This is a genomic window from Bacillus cereus group sp. BceL220 (assembly GCF_051776965.1).
GTDB lineage: Bacteria > Bacillota > Bacilli > Bacillales > Bacillaceae_G > Bacillus_A > Bacillus_A cereus.
In genome coordinates, this window is the sequence record NZ_JBPWBC010000004.1 from 162,336 (window position 1) to 183,278 (window position 20,943).

The window sequence follows — 20,943 nt, forward strand, 5'->3', positions numbered from 1 at the left end:
TTGGACAGACGGAGCATTTTATGTATCAAAGAAACTTCGAATTTTTCCAATAAGTACATAAAAAAACAGAGAGTTTTTTCACAAGAAGAAAAGAGCTGTCATAAGTCAGTTTCACCGACTTATGGCAGCTCCTCTTCGTTTTACCTTATTTTATCGATGAAGCCAAACCGCACCTGCAGACTTGTCTTCAGCTTGGCCTACCACTTCAAACTTCAGTCCTAATTTTGGTAACTTACGTCCTGCATCAGGAATAATGCTGTTGATATATTGCTTAGAATCATCAAATTTTGCCACTCCTGGTAATCCTTTATAATCAAAGATACCGCGAGTTGGTGAATTTACTTTCCATGCTGGTGTTTGATCAAATGAGAATGCCGCATCGGCAATTTGATAACGCGTACTGCTCTTCACAGTAGGTTGTCCATTTAATGTCCCTACAATTGCCTCTGGATGAGAATCTACTACTCCTAAGAATCCTTCACCTGGATGAACGCCTACCCAGTTATCTGTAAAGCTTTGATCCGCATACCATACAACCATTCCTGTATTAAATACTGGGCCACGTGCATGTTGTAACGCAGTGTCAGAACCAGCATAATTTCTCCACTCTACATAGTAATTATGTTTTTTCTGTTCAAATCCGTTAGACACAGTAAAGCCTTTTAACGTCATTGCTGGCTGACCTTCTGCATCATCAGAGAAAACAACTTTTCCATCTACAGTTAAGGCTGCATTATCTAACGCAAATCCTTTATAAGCTACTGCAATATCTGTTAAGTACTCAAATTGCAGTTTTACTTTTTTTCCTTTGAATTGGCTTAAATCGTATGATTTATCAACCCACTTACCATCAGTTGTATCTGCGCCGCCTTTTACATCTTTTTCGCCCATTCTATCAATGCGTGTCTTCGTTCCATCTTCTGCAATCGCATATACGTCAAGGAAATCATACTTCGCTTCAAGTTCGTAAAATGCCTTATAATCGAACTTAGCATCCTTTGCATTTGTTAAGTCAAATACTGGTGTCTCAAGTGTTGTATGAATGTCATTTCCTTTTGTACTGTAATAGAACTTCTTACCAAACACCGATTCGATATTTTTTATATCTTTGTCCGGCAAGTTAACACGAACGATTCCAGGTCGTTTAGATTTTGTAGTACTTTGATCTACATATGTTGCAACACCGATGCCTTTGCTAAGTTTGTCATAATCTACTTCAAGGATATTCGCCCAGTTCCCCTTCATATTCTTTTGGAAAAACTCTTTATTTTGTGGTGAGAAACTCGTTGGCTCTGTTCCTGCAATTTTTCCAGCCCAGCTACCACCACTCATAATAGACCATGACTCAACAGGTTCACCTTGTCCTGAGTACTTTGTATCATATTCATCTGGTAAGCCTAAATCATGACCATACTCATGCGCAAACACACCAACTGCTCCGTCTTCAGGCTCGATTGTATAATCGTATGCAGCCATCTTTCCGCCCCAGTTCGAAACAGAAGATTTCGTGCCATCAATTGCATATGGTTTTGAACCTAGTTTTGAACGATGTGACCAAATCGCATCATCTTTCAATTTACCACCGCCAGCTTCTTGACCAACGCCAGCATGTACAACCATTAAATGATCAATAATGCCATCTGGCTCATTTTTATTTCCATCACCATCTTGATCGTATTGATCAAATTGGTCATAGTCTGCTAAATTGATTCCTTTTGCTACCGCTGCTTTTAATGCTTCTTTCACAAAATCTTTTGGTCCTAAAGGCCCCTTGTTATCATGACCAGTACCCGCATCAGCACCATAATCTGATGCTTTTCCTGGAACAGTAAGCCATTCTGTTACAGTCCCATCAACTGTATAGCTACCACCAGATTGTTCTTCATAATATTGCTTAAATGTGTTAATCTTCGATCCATCAAATAAAGTGAATGGTTCATCACCAAATAACATTTTTTGATAATGTTCACGATTAAAGTCCTTAGAATACATGTATCCTGGCTCTTGATCAATATTGTTATGCTTAAAATCGCTAAATTCTACAAGTAAAACAAGTACTTTATCTTTTCGAACAGCTCCATTGTATTCTTCTTGCTTCGCTGATGTAGTAGGTACTTTTCCATTTAATTTTCCTGGATTCAATCCAGCACTTTGCCCAGCTACTGGGCCTACTTCAGGCTGCTGTGCCTGTTCATTTTCCTTCATTTTTGCATCTTTTACTTTTTTCATAAAATCAGAAGCTTCTTGTGTAAGACTATCTCCTGTTAAGATTTCTTTCCCAGGGTTTTCCCCTTTCTTTTTCTCAACATATTTTTCGACAGCCTTTGACGTCTCAGCTTGTGATGCAGATTGATCAATTACCCCCCGTTGTTTTAGCGCTTCTGCCAAACGCTCCTCCGGTATTAAGTGCTCATCTATTGGTAGAGATGATGTTGGTGTCTCAGCATACGCAGCGTGACCTCCAAAAGCAAACGTACTACTTAGTACTGCAGCTGTTGTTAATACCGCTAATGGCTTTAATTTCTTTTTCTTTTTCAATGTATTTCCTCCCCAGTGTCTGCAAATTATCGTTTTTTGCCGATAACAACATAATATTCGTTATAATACGAATATTCAATCTTTTTCAACAAATAAAATGTTGAGAAATATTTTTTATGCAGGGTGAAATACATAAGATAGAAAAACAAACTCTCCTATAAATAACAGTGAACTTTTTTAGTAAAAATAAGAATTAAATATTTTCTATACTATTTAATCTATGGGTTACCATATTACTCACTAATCTCATTATTACAAGCTAATAGTGGTTCGTACATCATTATAGCGTGATTCTCTGTTACATATTGATCTTCTATTAACTGTTTCTGTTGATTATATACTTTACGTTGAATCACATTATGTCGTATATAACCGCCCCAGTATGCAGGTTGAATTGAGTGTTCTTTCTCATACACTTCATATTGATAAAGTTGCGGATAGACTGTTCTCCATTCACCAACTAAATGTTCATCTGTCATATAAAGGTGAAGTTGATACGGCTGGTCCGTTTCATTTTTAATTTGTAAATCCAAATAGTTATAGGAACAAGTCGCCCCACTCCCAAACGGTTGAGTTCGCCTAGAATCAGGAAAGACATCAAAGCTATGACGATATCGTTCGGTTACTGTCAGTGGTGTATGTAAAGTCATCCAATATATTAAATTCGAAAGCTGACAAAGACCCCCTCCAATACCTGTTTGAAAAGATCCATAATATAATACCATACCTTCTACATACCCTTTTTTCCTCGTTGGCTTACCTATTAAACGCCAGTAAGAAAATGTTTCTCCCGGTCTAATGACGTTACCATTTAGTTTTTTAACAGCAATTTTCAAATTAACAACCTTATTCTGTTGATACCACATATCTACATCTTTGAGCTTACGAAGTAATATCGTTCGATGCTGAATTGCTGTACAAGGTAGCTTTTCTTGTTGGAGCCTTTTTGCATATGTTTTTCCGTCTACTAACCACTGAATGTACCTCTTTGTAGAGTAATACCACTTCCCTAGCATAATACGATACTTAGACCGCTGTTTAGGACGTAAGTGCACTATATTCATTTTATTCCCTCTCTCTTTCTTCAACTAAATTCTAATATATCTCTAATTCAATAAATTACAGTTTTCTTAGCTGCATAATAATTTTCGTAAATAAAGTGAAACTTTAATCAGCCCTCACCAATCGGGCTTTTACAGGCAGCCCGACCCCCACCTAACTTCTTTGCTTTCGCTTAATTTTGAGGTGGGGGTCTTACTGTCCGGCAAATAGCGGGATAAATAAGAAGCAAAAAAAATAATAAATTTACTCTAGTGGAGATTTTATTTTAATGATTGCTTTATAATTATATAAAACTGCGCTTCAATACGATAAATTGCAATAAACACATTATAAATATAACGAATAATATTAAATAAAAAATAACGAAAATTAAAGAAATTCTAAAGTATTAATATATTTTTCGTAAATATTAATTGATAATACATTAGACTTTACTATATGTATAAATTCTCTATTCTACAAAACGAAATTTTTTAATGTATGAAAAAAATATAATTCCCCTTTCACATTTATACAAGTCTCATCTGGAAAACTTTCCAAAACAATCCGAACCCTTATATTTAGAATAAACACAAAAAATTGCCACCAGTTAGCTTAACTGGTTGGCAATTTTTTAACGAGAATGCTTTACAAATAGTTGAATTGCTTCTTCTGGTACATAGCACTTTCCATTACTCTCTACAATAATACTTCCTAATTCATACCCTTTACCATTGATACGAATTATATTTTTGTTACCAAATAGTTGTGCTTCTACTTTATTATGTTTTACCACGAGTAACGAGTTTGCTCCTTCGGTTTTGTCAGCTGTTACAGTTGCACCGACTTTCTTAAAGGCTTGTTCACTCTCTAAAAATATTTTATTCGTTACTTCTTCTAAGTTAAAGCCCATCGCTTTCGCCATCGTCTTCGCAATGTCTGTATTTTGGATTAAGCCTTCTGGTTTTTGAGGTCCATAAGAATGTAAAAATACATCCTCACCTGTATGTCCTCCTGTCGTAAAGCCGATATTTGCACGATTAGCCAATAATGTAGTAAGAATTCGTCCTACATCCATTTTCTTTTTTGCCGCTTTTAATTTTTCTTTTTCATCATGAGTTAGATTATCCAAACCGTATAGTTTAGCTACATCTTCTACATTTGATAAATCAGATTTCAGTTTATTTATAGTTCCTTCAAGTGTCATTTTCGCCTTTTTCAATGAATCAATGTATGCAGAAACCGGTGTAGTATTGTATCCTTTTGTCGTATTTCTATTCCCTATAGAGATACCGCTGTTACCATGATCAGTTAAAGCTATGAGCATCGTATCCCCATCTTTCTTCGCAAATTGTAACGCCTTTGCTACCGCTTCATCAAATGCCAATACATCACTAATCATCCCAATTGGATCATTAGCATGAGCTGCCCAATCAGGCTTACTACCTTCTACGAATAAAAAGAAACCATCTTTGTCTTTTGATAATGTTTGAATTGCTTTTTCTGTCATTTGAGAAAGTGTTGGTTGTTCTGGATTTGTTGCTATACGATCTATATCAAACGCAAGAGCATGATTTGAGAAAGAGCCCCAAATTTTATTAGATTTGGAGTTCAATAACGCATCTTTCGTTTCAACAAAATCGTATCCTTTGTCTTGAATCACCTTTACTAAATTTTCACCATCTTTTCGGATTCCATTACTTTTCATAGGTAGCAGCGCCGCTTTTCCCCCGCCTAATACGACATCTATATTTTGATATACTTGCTGCTTCGCAATTACATCAAATTGCTTGCGATTGACATGGTGAGCCGAGAATCCCGCCGGAGTAGCATGCTGAATTTCAGATGTAGCAACAATTCCAGTTGCACGGCCAGTACGTTTTGCACCTTCCAATACGTTTGCGACCGGCCGTAACTTGTCCTCTTCTTTTATTGGCTTTAAGTTAGGTGAATTTACAATAGAAGGTAGTACGCCTACATATCCTGAATTCGATTTATTTCCAGTTGCTAATGCTGTTGCTGCTGGCGCTGAGTCTGTAATAGCTGATTCCGCCGAAAACGTACGAACACCTCCTGTTACAATTTGATCTAACATAAGCGGTGCCCCTTTATACCAGCGAGCCAATGTTGTCGCCGTTGAACTTGTTCCGTCCATAACCATCATAATTATATTTTTAGGCTGGTGTTCTACTTTTTTCACCTTAGCTTTGGCCGCATGATAATTCATCATACTTTCCGTACTTAATACGCTTACTATTATAGCTCCCACTAATAGTAACTTTTTCATCTTCACACCATAATTCAACATGATTGTTCCTCCATAAACTTTGCATTCATTTCAATACACCTTATTTCCTTTCTCATTCCACAACCTACATATGTTTTATTAGTTCCCAATTCTCATAAAGCTAACAATAGTTACTTTCTATTTCTTTCCTTAATTAAATATCGGTATGTGTCATCTATCTTATAAAAAAGATTTAGCATTCATTTCATTAATTACTTGTTTAACAATAAATCCTCGATTAAAAGAAATAAAATTTTATTGTTAAACAATAAATTTCATGTTAAATTAATAAGATATTAAATAAATGAGGTGCTTTTTATGAAACAAGGATCCACACTCTTTTTAAAGACCGTTGTGATTCTGATCGGAATCCCCGTTCTTGCTATGTGCATTTTTTTAGTTCCTAAAATAGGAAACTTCGCCGCAGAATTATATCCGGATATTGCATATATTAAATACCTTGTATTTATCAACTTATACGCAACAGCAATACCTTATTACTTCGCTTTGTACCAAACATTTAAGCTTTTAAACTATATTGATACAAACAACGCATTCTCTGAGTTATCTGTTAAAGCTTTAAAAAATATTAAGTACAGTGCATTGGCAATTAGTGTATTATATGTATTAGGTATGCCACTTTTCTATCTCGTGGCAGAGAGAGATGACGCCCCTGGCATTATTATTATCGGAATGATTATGATTTTTGCTTCAATGGTAATCGCGGTCTTTGCTGCCGTTCTCCAAAGACTATTAAAAGATGCTATAGATATAAAATCAGAAAATGATTTAACGGTCTGAGGTGAATAATATGGCAATTATTATTAATATTGATGTAATGTTAGCAAAAAGAAAAATGAGTGTAACAGAACTTTCGGAGAAGGTTGGAATTACAATGGCTAACCTTTCTATCTTGAAAAATGGAAAAGCAAAAGCAGTCCGTTTTTCAACTTTAGAAGCAATATGTAAAGCATTAGAATGCCAACCGGGGGATATTTTAGAATATCAACCTGAAGATATCGAATAAAAAGAGTCCTTCATACGAGTAATGGGTTCAGTTTAGGAAGAGAAAAATGCTAATAAACATTAGAAATAACAAACTAAAACGCTCAGAAAATATTCTGAGCGTTTTTTATTTCCTTCTTCAACTAAAGCACCAGTTAGTGTAAAAAGCTATTTCACCATTTGTATGGCTAACTTATCTTTTAACATTGACCTATATGAGTCAATTTCATATTTTGTATTATTGATTGTTTCTTTTTTCATTTTTAACATGTCGAATATTTCTAATTCTAAATTCCTTCTAGCTTCAAGAACTTTTATCGCTCCTTCTACACCTGAATGGTGATGTTCTTTCCCATAGCCTTGGTTAGTGTAATAGTCGATAATTCCTGTGGACCATTCTGTAGTTCTTTCTTTTAACGCCTTCCTAAATGAAAATTCAAGATTATCTTGTTCTACATACAATAACATTGGGTTTAAATTCTCTATGATTTTCGCAACTTTCATTACATAATTTATTATTTTTTCTTTTTGTTCACCATATTTAATCATCCCAATAGTTAATGGATTTTGTATGAAACAACATTCAAAGATATAAACCTTATTGTCTTCTAGAGCGATTTCAGCAAAGTCATTCCATTTGTCAGCAATTAATTCAACATTTTTATCGAATGGTAATTCGTATATATCATTTTTTAAAATAACGTTAAATAATTCGTCCGAAAACTGGTCACCAAACTCATTTTTCATCTTTCTGTATGGTAATAAATAATTGCTTCCTTTTTTTAGAACTTTCTTAAGGAGCACTTCTTTAAAATCTCCACTGTTAGATAATAATCTATTGAACTCAAATTTATTAAAACAAGATACACCATCATAGTCGGCTGGGTGGTTCAAATTTCCCTCTAAAAATAGTTCAACTTCAATTTTATTTTGGCTTAGAATTTCATTTATTAGCTTTGCAGCGGTTGATTTTCCAAATCCAGGTAAACCTTCTACTATTATTAGTTTTGTATTCATAGTTATAAACCCCTATCTTCAAAGTATTTAACCAAGATTAAAAAAATCACTTAATCCACTACAATCACCCCTTCAAAATATGATATTTACCATTTCCTTTGAAAAAACCTTCTTAAAGTAATCTGAACGCTAGTTTAAGAACATTTTTTCACAATCTCTATAATTATTTTAACATAAATTTTCCATTTATCTTATTATTTAGAACGCTATTTAACTATATAAAAGCGCTTAAACACTGAAATAACAATAAAAAAAGGGATGCTAAATCATAAGTGATTTACATCCCTAATTTGTATGTTATTTTATATTTTCACTCCCGTAACTATACCCGTTATCATACGAAAAGGACTCTTTTTATTTCACATTACGGCGCAAAACTAATTTGACCAGTAAACAATAGGATAATTGCTATGATCCAAAATATAAAAAATGATGAGGACAGTATTAATGAAAGGATAGCAATCCCCTTCTTCTCTGTTTTTTTCGTCATTGTGATTATTGAAAGCATGATACCTATACCTGTCAGGGCAATTGTAATATAATCTCCAACTATATTACCTGCATTCGCTATCCTTGTTGGCGTTATAAAAACGAATAGAAAACACAAAATGCCGATGAGTAAAGATATATAGCTTATTATACTGTACTTCTTTTTAGGAACTATTTCTGTTTTCATACTAATCCCACCCCTTCTATATAGCTATGAGTTTATATTAGCATGAATAACCATAATTTGGTTATGATAAAAAGCAGATAAAACAGACACTATCACTTTATCTGTCAGTTTATTTCTATCTAACAACTAACCTGACTATTTCTTTACTAAAGATATACAATCATTCTTTAATCCACGGCAATTGGTATATAATAGCTCTAAAAAATAAAGACTGTACCTTTAAAATGAAAGATACAGTCTTTATTAATAACTTTTTTTATAAAGAAAACTCTCTATCACTCACTACCTTAAAAAACTCCGAGTAATGTGATAAAGAATAATCCGCTACATCACAATTACCTTGAAACATACATGTTGAAATACCTAATTCTTTTGCAGGTAATAAATCTAATTCTCTATCTCCAATAGCTAAATCAATATTGTATTTTTTATGCAGATGATTATAAGCTAAAGAGTTTGGCTTTCGAGGAAAGCCATCGTCAATTGTAACCATATCTACGAAGTATTTTTCCCAGCCGTAATATTTTAAAATGCCCATAACCCCTTCCCTATGTTTATGGGTCATAATCACATTTTTATTTACAAATTTCAAAACCTCTTCGACACCTGCAAAAGGTTTCATATCTTTTGACGTGAATTTTCCCTTCAAAACTTTAATCTTTTCTTCCTGCTCGCATGAAATATTATAATACTGAATTGCATGAGAGTATGATATTTTTAAGTTTTTGTATATTTCTTGTTTTTCTACTGAATCACCTAATATTTCAGAAAGCATCATTGTATATGCAGGATACGTATCAAATAACGTCCCATCAAAATCCCATAAAATATTCATTCTATTCACCTTCTATGTTCAAATCATTTAATGACTAAATCCGCCCTATCCCTCGGCGATTCCATTTCTAAGTAATAATCCTCTGCTTTCCAATACCTATTTTCAAACTTTGAAAGGTTTTTCTGTGTCTCCTCACTCTCACGTAGAAACCTTGTCTCTCTTGGACAGTCCAAATAGACCATATAATGAAAGAAATCTCTCCATTCTTTTCGCTGCAGAAAAACTCCTTCAATAACAATTACGCCTACAATAGGAATCTGTACTTTTTTCATTTCACATGAGTCTGTTTCCTCTTGATAAAAAGGCAAAATTAATTTTGTCTCATGTTGTAACTTCTGAAAAAACTTCTGCCTCAAGTATGTAATATCCCACTGTAAACAATAATACTCATACCATTCTTCATGGTTTGTATAATAGCGTCGATTACGCTCCACTATATGATCATCAATATGGAAAATATGAAACGGAATGCCTTCTTGTTTCATATTTTCTTTTAAATTTGCTACGAATGTTGTTTTTCCTGAACGACTTAAACCATCTATACCTAAAATGAATCTATTTTCCCTATGATTCTTCGTAATCGTTATAAGTTCGTTTGTACTCATTACTTCTTCCACTCTTCTTTTAATAAAGAATATAAAATGGTATCATGAGCAACTCCATTTTGAATCATATGTTTTCGAAGTAATCCTTCTTCTTGAAATCCTGCTTTTATTAACAACTTTTGAGAAGATTTATTTTCTACATATACAACCGCTGCGATTCTTATCAGTTGCAACATTTCAAATCCGTAAGCTAAAATCGCTTGTAATGCTTCCGATGCATATCCTTGTCCCCAATATGTATCATCTAATTCATAACCAATTTCAGCTCGTTTATGATTATTATTAATTAAATGAAATCCGCACGTTCCGATTAATTGGCCCGTCCCTTTTTTCTCGATTCCCCAGCGAAATACACTGCCCTCTTCATAACGATTTTTAAACGTTTGAATCGTTGTTTTCGCTTGCTCAATATTTTCAAAAGAATCCATTCCGAAATAACGTATAACTGATTCTTTCGAAAAATATTGGAACATCGTTTCTGCATCTAATAGTGTAAGTTCTCTTAAGAGTAAACGTTCTGTTTCTAGTTTTGGAAATCCCATCTCTCTTTCTCCCTCTATTCTAATGAACTGCAAATTTCAATATAATTTCCATCTGGATCAGCAATGTAGGCAATTGTTTGTCCCCACGGTTTTACAATAGGTTCAACTAAAATCTTGATTCCTTGTTCTCTAAATTGCTCAATCGTTTCTTGTACATTCTCAACAACGAATCCTAATCCGAAATGAGAAGACTTTAATTCACCTTCTGTAAGCGGTAGTCCTGTTAATTCTTTCACATCTTGCCGCGTATTCATCGCTAAAATGGTAGTTCCAGTATTAAATTCAATATATGTACCGTGCTCTGCTTTTATAGGTAACTGTAAAATATCTTTATAGAATTTTAAACATTCCTCAAACTTTTCTACATATAAAATGATGTACTTCATTTTCAAATCCATTTTACATCCCCCTTTATATCTATCCCTAAAATTTCGACAAAAGTCTCACAAAAACCTTGTTCCTTGTAGTAATGAGCAAAAAAAATGAGGCCGATTTCTCGGCCCCCAGCTTATTGGCATAAAACAGGAGATTTGGTTTGGACATAACCAGTTCGTACTTTTATTATATTTTATTTTTTCTGAATTTTAAATACATTAAACACCTATTTATATTGAGAAAGTTTTTTGCTTGCATAAAATTAAAGATTTTAAGAAATGATACAAATGGAGGTGTATACATATGGAACCAATGCTATGTCCAAGCTGTAAAACGAACCGTACTCGCTTTAATATTCTTGAACAACAAGTAAAACCAGTCAAATTAAATCCACAAACTGGTCAAGTAGAAGAAGAATACACAAATGAAACGATGAATGCTTTTCATATGGCCTATCAAGGACCTACATACCGCGTCCAATGCGCTGTATGTGGGCTTGTTGAAAACCCTGAACAATTTATTAAACCTGCTCAAAATCAGTCTTTCTAATAAAAACATTATTATCCCTTGTAGAAATAGATTTTTCTATAAGGGATTTTTCCATTTAATAAGTTAATTAAAGATGTATTTCTTCCTTATTATATATTAAAACCCACACCCTTTTGGTAATATTTACATAAGGGGGGGATAACAAATGATTTTAAATAAAAAGATAATGCTTCCATCAACATTTCTACTAGTAACTTGCCACATAGTCATCTTTTACTTTTGGATCTTCGATTTTGAAAAAATAACGACTCCTTACGGTCTAACAATATGGATTGTTTCTACTATTTGTGGTCTTTTACTTTATTACCATTTTAAAAATCAAAAATCTAATAAAGTGATATTTATTGCTAATTCTTTATTATTAATTATTTCTTCTTCATTTATGATTTTTTAGGTATTGTTACTGGTATTATCTTTGTAACTGTTAATTCTATGAATTAACAAGGTAGTCTTTTATTATGTAAAAAAGAATGAACAAAATAAATATATATAAAGATTAGAGAAGATGATTTCCCAATATATCTTCTCTAAGAATATCACTCTTTGTTAAAATATTTCCTTTTTCATTTTTTTAAGCTTTCTAAATAAATTAATAAACGCATATGAATATATACAAACTAAAAACCCTACCATACCTCTATATAATCCTGATTCTGATACTCCAAGAAAACATAAGTAAAGCACTGGAATTAACGTTACAAACATAATTGCAACGAACTGTATCAATTCAACAAGTTTTTGTATCTTCGTTTCTTTGTCTGAATAAATATCAGGTAACTCATTTTCCTCGTCTACTTCTTTACAGAAATAATTCCATTTCGCAAAACTCGTTACATGTTTCCAGCCACACATTTCATATATATCAATATATTCTAGTTGTTTTTCTTTCGAATCTTTATAATCCAGTCTAAAATCCGCTTTATATATTACATCTTTCGGTTCAGTTTTCTTAAACGTATACATTACATTATACTTTTGTAAAGCCCATCCTTTTTGATGCATTTTTCTTAAAAAAGCTTCTTCTTTTTCCAAGCTCCATATCGCGAAAGGTTTGAATACCTTCTTTGTCTCCATATTCCATTCACTCCCCTAATATACTATTCCCATTCCTTACAGATCTCTGTAACCTGTTATACTCGAGCTCTAACACTTCTCTCCCAAACAGCGTTAACTCATAGCACTTCTTTCTATCTGTAGAGGCAACTTCAACAATTAATTTTTCTTTAAGTAATTTCGTCGTATTCCCGTATAACGTACCAGGACCGAGTTTTACTTCTCCATTTGTCATCTCTTCTACCATTTGCATAATTCCATAACCATGCATTGGCTTTACAAGTGACAATAATATGTAGTATGTCGCCTCAGTTAACGGAATATATTTTTGCGCCTTCGCATTCATTATAACTACCTCCGATACATCGCCTTATGATATATCGACTAACGATACATCGTATACCGATATTGTATATTCATATTCCAAAATATGCAAGATTAATTTAATAATTAAATATCTATTTCTTTGAATTAAAAAATCATACTAATTTTCTGAATAATTTGTTAAAATATAGAAATATTAGCTCTTTTATACTGAAAGGAATGGTACATATGATAAATAAATTGAAAGAAAACATAGGATCTGTGTTTGTTGGTAAAGAAAATGTTATTGATCTACTGCTTGTTTCACTGCTTGCTGATGGACATGTACTACTCGAAGACGTGCCTGGTACTGGGAAAACGTTACTGGCGAAAACCATTTCAAAAAGTATTGGCGGTAGTTTTTCTCGTGTTCAATTTACCCCTGATGTACTTCCAAGTGATGTAACAGGTATTGAATACTTTAACCCAAAAACAAGTGAATTTGAGTTAAGAATTGGACCCGTTATGACAAACATTTTGCTAGCAGATGAAATTAACCGTGCAATGCCGAGAACACAATCTAGTTTGTTAGAAGCGATGGAAGAGCGACAAGTGACGCTTGAAAAACAGTCTACTCCTCTCCCAAAACCGTTCTTTGTTATTGCAACGCAAAACCCAATTGAATCACAAGGGACTTTCCCTCTTCCAGATGCACAGCTTGATCGCTTTTTAATGACGATTTCAATCGGTTATCCAACTCCTGAAGATGAGTTACAAATGATGCGACGTTTTCGTAACGATATACCGCTAGAACGTGTCACACCTGTTATCTCTTTAGAAGATATATTAGAATCACAGAAACGAATAAAAGAAATTTTCATATCAGAACCGTTAGAACATTACATAATTAAACTTGCACAAGCTACTCGAAATCACGATTACATCGCTAACGGTGTAAGCCCACGTGCCACACTTTCTTTAGTGCGCGCAGTTCAAGCATTAGCCTTCTTACGCGGGAGAGAATATTGCACCCCTGAAGATATACAATTTTTAACTCCTTCTGTTTGGAATCACCGTATTGTCTTATCAATGGAAGGTGCCCTGCGCACGACTAAAAATGATATAATGCAAAGTATTTTAAAAGAAGTTGACGTACCTGTGGAGATTGAGCAAGCATGAATGGACAGCGTGTTGTAACTGTACCTTTATTTTTTCAACTCCATATTATTCAACTAACTGTGCCAGGCGCTATACTATTTACGTTTTTTATGCCGCAACGAATTATAATGTTTCTCTTTTTCTCCTATTATTTATTTGCGATTTTCATTTATAAATATGTCGCTTACATAGAGAAAAAATTTGAAGTTATAAACGAGAGACAAACAACTCGGCTTTTCCCTGATGAATCTGGAAAGTTTTTTATTCATTTGAAAAACGGTGCACATATCCCTCTCGTTAATGGTGTTTGTTATTTTCATTTAGATGCGTCTCTTATACAGCATAAAGATCAAGGAATTGAACGAATATCAAAAACGTTATTCTCTTTTCCATTTTCACAACCTGCACATTCGGCGCAAAAATGGGATTTAACATTAACCGCAACGAAACGTGGTGTGTTTCAAATTGAACAGTTCGAATGTGTTTTAAAAGATCCTTTTCATTTATTAAATGTATACTTACCTGTTTTCGATAAGTTAAAAACTGAAATTATTGTGTATCCTTCTCCTAAAGAAGTAGCAGGTTTGCAAGAACTTCAGCAACTTCTAACTGGTTCTTATCGAACTAATTTTTCTTTTTACAATGATGAAACATCTATTATCGGTGTAAAGCGATATGAGCGTGAGTCTTTCCGCTCTATTCATTGGAAGGCATCTGCTAAAATGCAAGAATTACAAGCGAAGCAATTTGAACCTGTAAAAAATTATAGTTGGACGATTTGTCTTTCTTTAGCTGCCGATCGTGGATTTGGTTGGAAAGATAATGTTGAAGATTTAATTTCATTCGCAACATACATTTGCCAATATGCAACGAAGCATCACATACCGTTTGAATTATTTATTAGTGTATTAGCAGAAGGTGGTGCATTACATTTATCGTTACATGAAGGGCAAACACAATATGCAAAAGCTTTAGAAGAATTAGCACGTATTTCAGATTATAGTACGTTACTTCCGAAACAAGGATTCCTTCATTATGTAACAAGAAAGAGAGAACGTTCGTCTACAATGATATACATTGGTTTACAGAAAAATGAACTCCCTCTTCTCTCTCAGCCAACGTTCCTCATTAATAGCGAAGGGATGGTGGAATCGGTTGAAAACTTGGCTCTATCACGTTAATGACTTTATTTTGCTTCTCCTCCTTTCATTATTAACAGAAAGGGATGACCTTGTTGCTATTGCCATATTTTTAGCAACAGGCTATATAGGCGTATTTCTTATTCATAAATTTATGAATAAAAAAACAACCGGATTTGTCATACTGTTCATTACTCAAATAATTGGTTGTTCTTTCCTTCTCCCATTCTCTCTATTCGGCACAATTATGTTACCGCTTTTCTTCTTTATCGTACATGTAGTCGGACCAGGATATCCAGTTCAAAAATCGTTAGGCGGTATTGTTTGGTTTAGTATTTCAGCCATATTTTATGCGCCCTTTCCACCTTTGTGGAAGCTGTTACTATTAATTATACACATTATGATTACATTTTGGTTAACTGGGGCAAATCGGAATCAACAGTTATTACGTTTCATTTCTATCATTACGATTGGTGTAATGAGTATAGTACTTGTTTTAGTTTTTCCTTTTATTCGTCTTATTTTTAGCTTTATCACAGAAGTAGTCGCGTTAGGAGTCGGTTATGTTATAAATCCATTTCTCATAGCAGCTGAATTGAAAGATACTGAAGGGGTTTGGGCAAGTAAAGGGCATCTCTTAAAACCTAAAATTGAAGACAATGGGGAAAAACTTCCTGATTTTGACCCCACACTCATAAATAGCATTACCATAATAGCATGTACAGCTATCGCTATTTACGTCGTTTGGAAAATAGTAAAAAAACGAAAACAATTCAGTTTACCAAATATGCCCGCCTTCGAATCTACTATTATTACTAATAAAGAAGGAACAAACCAAAATCGTTTTAAACGAAATAAACCGCCGCATAACGAAATTCGGAAGGAAATTTTCAAGCTAGAGAGTAAGTTAACCCCTCCTTTAAATAGAAAACGGGGAGAAACTGTTGAAGCTTGGCTAGAAAGAATAAATGATGAAGAAGATGTAAATATTCAAAGTGATATTATTATAGATGCTTATAATACGGTGCGTTATTCAAATGGTAAAAGCATTGTACTTCTGCATGAATTTAAGGAAGAGATTCATAAGCTTTATGCCTATCAGAAAAGTTTGAAGAAACGAAAGAAATAACGTAACAAAAAGACTCCTATATTCATAGGAGTCTTTTTATACTTCTACGTTGCTTTTTAAATTGAAGCATTCTTCCCTGCTTCAATTTCTAATGACTCTTCATGCCACCAAAGTGTTTCTTCAGGGTCTTCTTTAGCGATTAGGTGTGCTTCTTTTTTCGTTTCTACTGTAGGATATGAACCTTTTAGCGCACGCCCTGAAGTCGTAACAAATAATACACTAAATACAACTAATCCAATAATACTTACACCCGTCAAATAAAATGCTGGCGCAAGCGGGTTACCAGTTGCATGAACTAAGTATGAACATACAAGCGGTGTTGTTCCACCGAATATCGATACAGAAATATTAAATGAGATCGAAAGTGCTCGATAACGTACATCAGTGAAAAAGAGTGATGGTAATAATGAAGGTAATGTTCCTTCATATACACTTAAGAAGAAACCTAGTACGAAAATACCTGCAAATATAGCTGCAATATGTCCGTTACCTATTAGTAAAAATGCTGGAATTGCAAATACAGTTAAACCAAGTAAACCAATTTGCACGACGCGTTTATTACCAATTTTATCACTTAATTTACCGAAATATAGTGCTAGTGGAATCATAAGTGCCATCGTAATAGAAATAATTAATAAGCCCGTTGTTTCTTTGACTTTAAGTACTTGAGTTAGATAAGAAGGAATATACGAAAGAATCATATAATTCGTAATATTAAAGAAGGCGACAATTACTGTGCTTAATAAGAAGTCTTTTTTGTGATATTTAATAATATCCATAAATGAAAATTGTTCATTGTCTTCAGATTCCTCTTGTGCTTTTTCCATCTCTTCAAAGATTGGAGATTCATCTAGATGACGGCGTAAGTATAAACCGACCAAACCAATTGGTGCAGCTACTAAGAACGGAATACGCCATCCCCAGCTGAGCATTTGCTCATCTGTTAACAATAACGTCAAAATGGTAACAATTACCGATGCAGCAATGTAACCTGAGAGTGTTCCAATTTCAAGACCACTACCGAGTATACCACGCTTTTTATCTGGAGAAGATTCTGCGATATAAACCATTGCTCCTGAATATTCGCCGCCTGTAGAGAAGCCTTGAATCATTCGGGCAACTAAAAGTAGTATTGGTGCCCATACACCAATTTGTTCATAGGTTGGTAGTAATGCGATGAATAATGTAGAAAGTGCCATTAAAATAATAGTAGTACTTAACACGATTTTTCGGCCGTACTTATCTCCTATTCTACCAAAGAATACACCTCCGATTGGTCGAACGAGAAAGGCTGCTGCAAATGTACCGAATGTAAGTACAAGTTGCAATCCACTATTATCAACACCTGAGAAGAATAATTGACTTAAGATAACCGCTAAATACGCGTATAATCCGAAGTCAAACCACTCCATTGCGTTTCCTATACCAGTAGCAATTACTGCTTTCCTGGCTTGTTTAGGATTGACAATATTAACGTCTTGAGGTTCAAAATTTAAATCATTATTTTGTTGCATATAATAAAACAGCTCCTTTTTAATTTAACTTCTTTAAGCACACCTTCTCTTATTGAATAAAATTAATTCGAAGCACTTAAGGAAAATTAACGTCTCCTTATCTGTTATTATTGTTTCACATAATTAATTATTTGTCCAATGAGATGCTCTCTAGGTTAAGTAATTTACTATTTTAAAAAGCTGAAGAAGCCGCTAAAATAGCGCCTTCTTCAGCTTTTTATATTTTTTTATATTTTTTTAAATACTTGCTGTAGCAGCTATGTTATGAACACAGGAAATAAACTCATAAGTGAATGCGTCAATTTCCTCTTTCGTAATAATATACGGCGGAAGTAATCGAATAATATTCCCTTGTGTTAGATCGACTAACATCCCTTTATTCATTAACTCAATCTGTAATTTCTTCACATTTTCATTCGTGTCATTCACACTTATCCCAAACATCATCCCCGCATGACGTACTTCCTGAATATAATAAGCATTTTCTTTCTGAATATCTTGCAGTTTGTCATTCAAATATAGTGACGTTTCATAAGCTTCTTGCATTAACCCATCATCAAGTAATGTATTTAATACAGTTAAACCTAAAGCTGTTCCCATTGATGAATGAGCAAATGTTGTCCCGTGATCTCCTGGTGAAAATACATCACATAACCTTTCACCTACAATAATTCCTCCTAGCGGTATCCCGCCTCCTGCTCCTTTACCAATTTGAATAATGTCCGGTGTGATATTAAAATTTTGATAAGCAAATAATTTTCCCGTTCGACCCATACCACTTTGAACTTCATCAACGACAAGAAGTACATTATATTTTTCACATAAATTTTGAACACCATGTAAATATTCACTTGATAAAGGATAAATCCCCCCGCTACCTAAAACAGGCTCTAGCATAATCGCAATTGGATTTTCTTTAATAATGGTTTCTTCTAATTGGTCTATATTCTCACGCTCTACTTCATATACAGGAATAGATGTTTTAGGGAAATTTTGATATACACTTTCCTGTCTCGTAAAATGAAGTGCTCCTAACGTACGCCCGTGGAAACTATTCTTCAGTACTACAATTCCTTCACGTTCTTCACCCTTATTAGCTCTATATTTATCAATTAATTTCAACGTTGTTTCTGTCGCTTCCGTACCAGAGTTTGTAAAAAAGACTTTTCCGCTTTTTAAAGTACAATCTACTAATTTTTTTGCATACTCAATTGCAACTGGGTTTAAAAAATGAAACGGTAAATGCAACGATTTCGCAACTTGCTCCATTGTCATTTGTACAATTTTAGGATGATTGTATCCTAATACATTTACTCCTACGCCAGAAAATAAATCTAAATACTCTTTACCATCTACATCATACAGTTTACACCCTTCTCCTCTTTCCATTGCAACCTCTGTACGACAATATGTAGACATCATATATTCTTTATCTAATTGAAACCAATTCGACATGTTAAATTCCTCCTAGTTATTTTCCCTTTTTTAACGTTCATTCTCTATATAATCGTTTATAAATTAAGTTTTAAGATTGAAATTTTAATAGTGGTTTTCTTCCACATTTTTAGTAAAACGTGTGCTTTCTCTTCCCGATATTCATTTTTCCATAATTTCTTCTATTTCAACAGGTCCACTACATATGTGTTTTTTTCATCTAGCGGTATGTTACTGCTTTGAACTGTGCGTGTCATACATAATTAAGGCTATAGAATCATATTTAGTAACAATGGACAAAAAAGATTTGGAGGCTATATCGATGGATGAAAACTATGATAAACAGGGGCAATCTATACTAGGGAAAGACTTTAATGAAAATGACGAACGTAATGAACAAGCTAAACTTCACTCTCAAACAGTTGGTTCACGTGGACCCGTACTAGAGCAAGATAGTGTACTGCATGAGTCATTACAAGAATTTATTCATGAAAAAATTTTAGAAAGACCTGTTCATGTAAAAGGATTTGGTGCGTTCGGTTATTTTCAAACGATATATTCGATGTCTGAACATACTAAATTAAGTTTTTTACAAAATTCTAATGAGAAAGTTCCTGTTATGGTGCGATTTTCGTTAGCTGTTAGTACGAAAGGAACACCGGATACTGCTAGAAATGTACGCGGTTTTTCTACAAAATTTTATACAAAAGAAGGAATTTTTGACCTTTTATGTAATCACATTCCTGTTTTTTCTGTTCGTGACCCAATGCGTTTCCCTGAAACGATTCAAGCATTATTGCCTTCACCTAAAAATAACTTAATAGACCCTAATAGATTTTGGAATTTTGTCGCTAAAGCACCTGAATCTATTCATTTTGTTGTCCGTTTATACTCTAATAATGGTACGGCCAAAAGTCTTCGCCACATTCCAGGACATAGTGTTAATACATATGTATGGAGAAATGCGGAAGGTAATCGAAAGTATGTAAAGTATCATTGGTACCCATTTGAAGGTGTACAGTACATTACTAATAAAGAAGCAATTAAACTAGCTGCTGAAAATCCTGATTATAGCGGGAAAGATTTATATGATGCTATTGAAAATGGTAAACCAGTGGAGTATGGTTTATACGTCCAGCTCATGGATCCGAAAGATGAAGCTTACCTATCTTATGATCCTTTAGATGACACAAAAGTATGGGATGAACAGACGTATCCTCTCATACCAGTCGGGAAAATGGTATTAAATAAAAATCCTGAAAATTTTATGGAACAAGTAGAGAAAGTCGCATTCTCCCCTTCTAATTTACTGGATGGTGCAGAACTATCAGATGATAAAATGCTGCAAGGGCGCGCTAACATTTACAGTGATTCACAAAGAAGAAGAATTGGTCCCGAATTTCGCAAATTAACGATTAACCAACAGCAAGATTGGACACCCGCTAATCAAATTACAAGCGGTGACGGAAGGTACGTTGAAGGTAAACTTGAAAGAACTTCTATAACAAAACAGAATGACTTTACGCAGGCTGGTGAATTTTATACGAAGTTAAAACCGATAGAAAAAGAACATCTCGCTGAGAACTTAGCTAGTGATTTGAAAGTTATATCCGATGATATTAGGGAGATCGTTTTGGGGTATTTCAATCAAGTATCAACTGATTTGAAAACAAGCATTGAGACAAAAATGAAAGAGCATTAAGAAGATTAAAGTATTCTTTACGAATGAGAATTCAAATCTAT

At 33.9% G+C, this 20,943-nt stretch carries 20 protein-coding genes and 1 pseudogene; 8 read left to right on the plus strand and 13 right to left on the minus strand.

Going from position 1 to position 20,943, the window contains the following annotated elements:
• Positions 1–150 precede the first annotated feature (150 nt).
• The 3 genes from ACS2FK_RS12960 to ACS2FK_RS12970 all read right to left on the minus strand — a co-directional run bounded on the left by ACS2FK_RS12960 (position 151) and on the right by ACS2FK_RS12970 (position 5,887).
• On the minus strand, positions 151–2,538 hold the full coding sequence (locus ACS2FK_RS12960) for an immune inhibitor A domain-containing protein (RefSeq protein WP_063547708.1): 2,388 nt from the start codon (positions 2,536–2,538) through the stop codon (positions 151–153).
• A 233-nt stretch (positions 2,539–2,771) separates the two neighbouring features.
• Positions 2,772–3,602, minus strand: a complete 831-nt coding sequence (locus tag ACS2FK_RS12965; protein WP_063547710.1) for a VanW family protein — start codon at positions 3,600–3,602, stop codon at positions 2,772–2,774.
• A 611-nt stretch (positions 3,603–4,213) separates the two neighbouring features.
• A complete protein-coding gene (locus tag ACS2FK_RS12970) occupies positions 4,214–5,887 on the minus strand; it encodes an alkaline phosphatase (protein ID WP_063547712.1) in 1,674 nt (557 codons plus the stop codon).
• A gap of 297 nt (positions 5,888–6,184) precedes the next feature.
• On the opposite strand from ACS2FK_RS12970, the gene ACS2FK_RS12975 reads away from it, so the two are divergent.
• Positions 6,185–6,667 carry a DUF2975 domain-containing protein gene (locus ACS2FK_RS12975; RefSeq protein ID WP_053564140.1) on the plus strand — a complete coding sequence of 161 codons (483 nt, stop codon included), beginning with the start codon at positions 6,185–6,187 and terminating at the stop codon, positions 6,665–6,667.
• A 10-nt stretch (positions 6,668–6,677) separates the two neighbouring features.
• Positions 6,678–6,893: a helix-turn-helix domain-containing protein gene (locus tag ACS2FK_RS12980; protein WP_063547714.1), complete on the plus strand. Its 216-nt coding sequence runs from the start codon at positions 6,678–6,680 to the stop codon at positions 6,891–6,893.
• A 146-nt stretch (positions 6,894–7,039) separates the two neighbouring features.
• On the opposite strand, the gene ACS2FK_RS12985 is transcribed toward ACS2FK_RS12980, so the two are convergent.
• The 6 genes from ACS2FK_RS12985 to ACS2FK_RS13010 form a co-directional block, all read right to left on the minus strand.
• Positions 7,040–7,888: a hypothetical protein gene (locus tag ACS2FK_RS12985; protein ID WP_063547716.1), complete on the minus strand. Its 849-nt coding sequence runs from the start codon at positions 7,886–7,888 to the stop codon at positions 7,040–7,042.
• A 364-nt stretch (positions 7,889–8,252) separates the two neighbouring features.
• On the minus strand, positions 8,253–8,564 hold the full coding sequence (locus ACS2FK_RS12990; RefSeq protein WP_063547718.1) for a hypothetical protein: 312 nt from the start codon (positions 8,562–8,564) through the stop codon (positions 8,253–8,255).
• 256 nt (positions 8,565–8,820) lie between these two features.
• Positions 8,821–9,399, minus strand: a complete 579-nt coding sequence (locus tag ACS2FK_RS12995; protein WP_063547720.1) for an HAD-IA family hydrolase — start codon at positions 9,397–9,399, stop codon at positions 8,821–8,823.
• Between the two features lie 23 nt (positions 9,400–9,422).
• Positions 9,423–10,004, minus strand: coding sequence for a kinase (locus ACS2FK_RS13000; protein WP_063547722.1), 582 nt, complete (start codon positions 10,002–10,004; stop codon positions 9,423–9,425).
• On the minus strand, positions 10,004–10,546 hold the full coding sequence (locus ACS2FK_RS13005; RefSeq protein WP_063547724.1) for a GNAT family N-acetyltransferase: 543 nt from the start codon (positions 10,544–10,546) through the stop codon (positions 10,004–10,006). The genes ACS2FK_RS13000 and ACS2FK_RS13005 overlap by 1 nt, the downstream gene beginning before the upstream one ends.
• Positions 10,547–10,560: 14 nt before the next feature.
• On the minus strand, positions 10,561–10,944 hold the full coding sequence (locus tag ACS2FK_RS13010) for a VOC family protein (RefSeq protein WP_063547726.1): 384 nt from the start codon (positions 10,942–10,944) through the stop codon (positions 10,561–10,563).
• Between the two features lie 280 nt (positions 10,945–11,224).
• Between ACS2FK_RS13010 and ACS2FK_RS13015 the strand changes: the two genes are divergently transcribed.
• On the plus strand, positions 11,225–11,470 hold the full coding sequence (locus ACS2FK_RS13015; RefSeq protein ID WP_000433609.1) for a hypothetical protein: 246 nt from the start codon (positions 11,225–11,227) through the stop codon (positions 11,468–11,470).
• Positions 11,471–11,615: 145 nt separating this feature from the next.
• A pseudogene (locus tag ACS2FK_RS13020) lies at positions 11,616–11,911 on the plus strand (hypothetical protein).
• 105 nt (positions 11,912–12,016) lie between these two features.
• Here ACS2FK_RS13020 and ACS2FK_RS13025 read toward each other — a convergent pair.
• Together ACS2FK_RS13025 and ACS2FK_RS13030 are read right to left on the minus strand one after the other, a co-directional pair.
• Positions 12,017–12,472 carry a DUF2812 domain-containing protein gene (locus tag ACS2FK_RS13025; RefSeq protein ID WP_306795453.1) on the minus strand — a complete coding sequence of 152 codons (456 nt, stop codon included), beginning with the start codon at positions 12,470–12,472 and terminating at the stop codon, positions 12,017–12,019.
• 79 nt (positions 12,473–12,551) lie between these two features.
• Positions 12,552–12,869, minus strand: a complete 318-nt coding sequence (locus tag ACS2FK_RS13030; protein ID WP_023522308.1) for a PadR family transcriptional regulator — start codon at positions 12,867–12,869, stop codon at positions 12,552–12,554.
• A 206-nt stretch (positions 12,870–13,075) separates the two neighbouring features.
• On the opposite strand from ACS2FK_RS13030, the gene ACS2FK_RS13035 reads away from it, so the two are divergent.
• The 3 genes from ACS2FK_RS13035 to ACS2FK_RS13045 are packed head-to-tail and all read left to right on the plus strand — an operon-like array spanning position 13,076 to position 16,252.
• A complete protein-coding gene (locus ACS2FK_RS13035) occupies positions 13,076–14,005 on the plus strand; it encodes an AAA family ATPase (protein ID WP_053564135.1) in 930 nt (309 codons plus the stop codon).
• Positions 14,002–15,165, plus strand: a complete 1,164-nt coding sequence (locus ACS2FK_RS13040; RefSeq protein ID WP_023522310.1) for a DUF58 domain-containing protein — start codon at positions 14,002–14,004, stop codon at positions 15,163–15,165. Before ACS2FK_RS13035 ends, ACS2FK_RS13040 begins: the two co-directional genes overlap by 4 nt.
• Positions 15,140–16,252: a DUF4018 domain-containing protein gene (locus ACS2FK_RS13045; RefSeq protein WP_063547728.1), complete on the plus strand. Its 1,113-nt coding sequence runs from the start codon at positions 15,140–15,142 to the stop codon at positions 16,250–16,252. Before ACS2FK_RS13040 ends, ACS2FK_RS13045 begins: the two co-directional genes overlap by 26 nt.
• Before the next feature lie 56 nt (positions 16,253–16,308).
• Here the strand turns inward: ACS2FK_RS13045 and ACS2FK_RS13050 are convergent, their stop codons facing one another.
• Positions 16,309–17,766: an MFS transporter gene (locus tag ACS2FK_RS13050; protein ID WP_001186932.1), complete on the minus strand. Its 1,458-nt coding sequence runs from the start codon at positions 17,764–17,766 to the stop codon at positions 16,309–16,311.
• A 237-nt stretch (positions 17,767–18,003) separates the two neighbouring features.
• Positions 18,004–19,221, minus strand: coding sequence for an aspartate aminotransferase family protein (locus tag ACS2FK_RS13055; RefSeq protein WP_023522312.1), 1,218 nt, complete (start codon positions 19,219–19,221; stop codon positions 18,004–18,006).
• Between the two features lie 301 nt (positions 19,222–19,522).
• Between ACS2FK_RS13055 and ACS2FK_RS13060 the strand changes: the two genes are divergently transcribed.
• Positions 19,523–20,902, plus strand: coding sequence for a catalase (locus ACS2FK_RS13060; protein WP_063547730.1), 1,380 nt, complete (start codon positions 19,523–19,525; stop codon positions 20,900–20,902).
• Positions 20,903–20,943 lie beyond the last annotated feature (41 nt).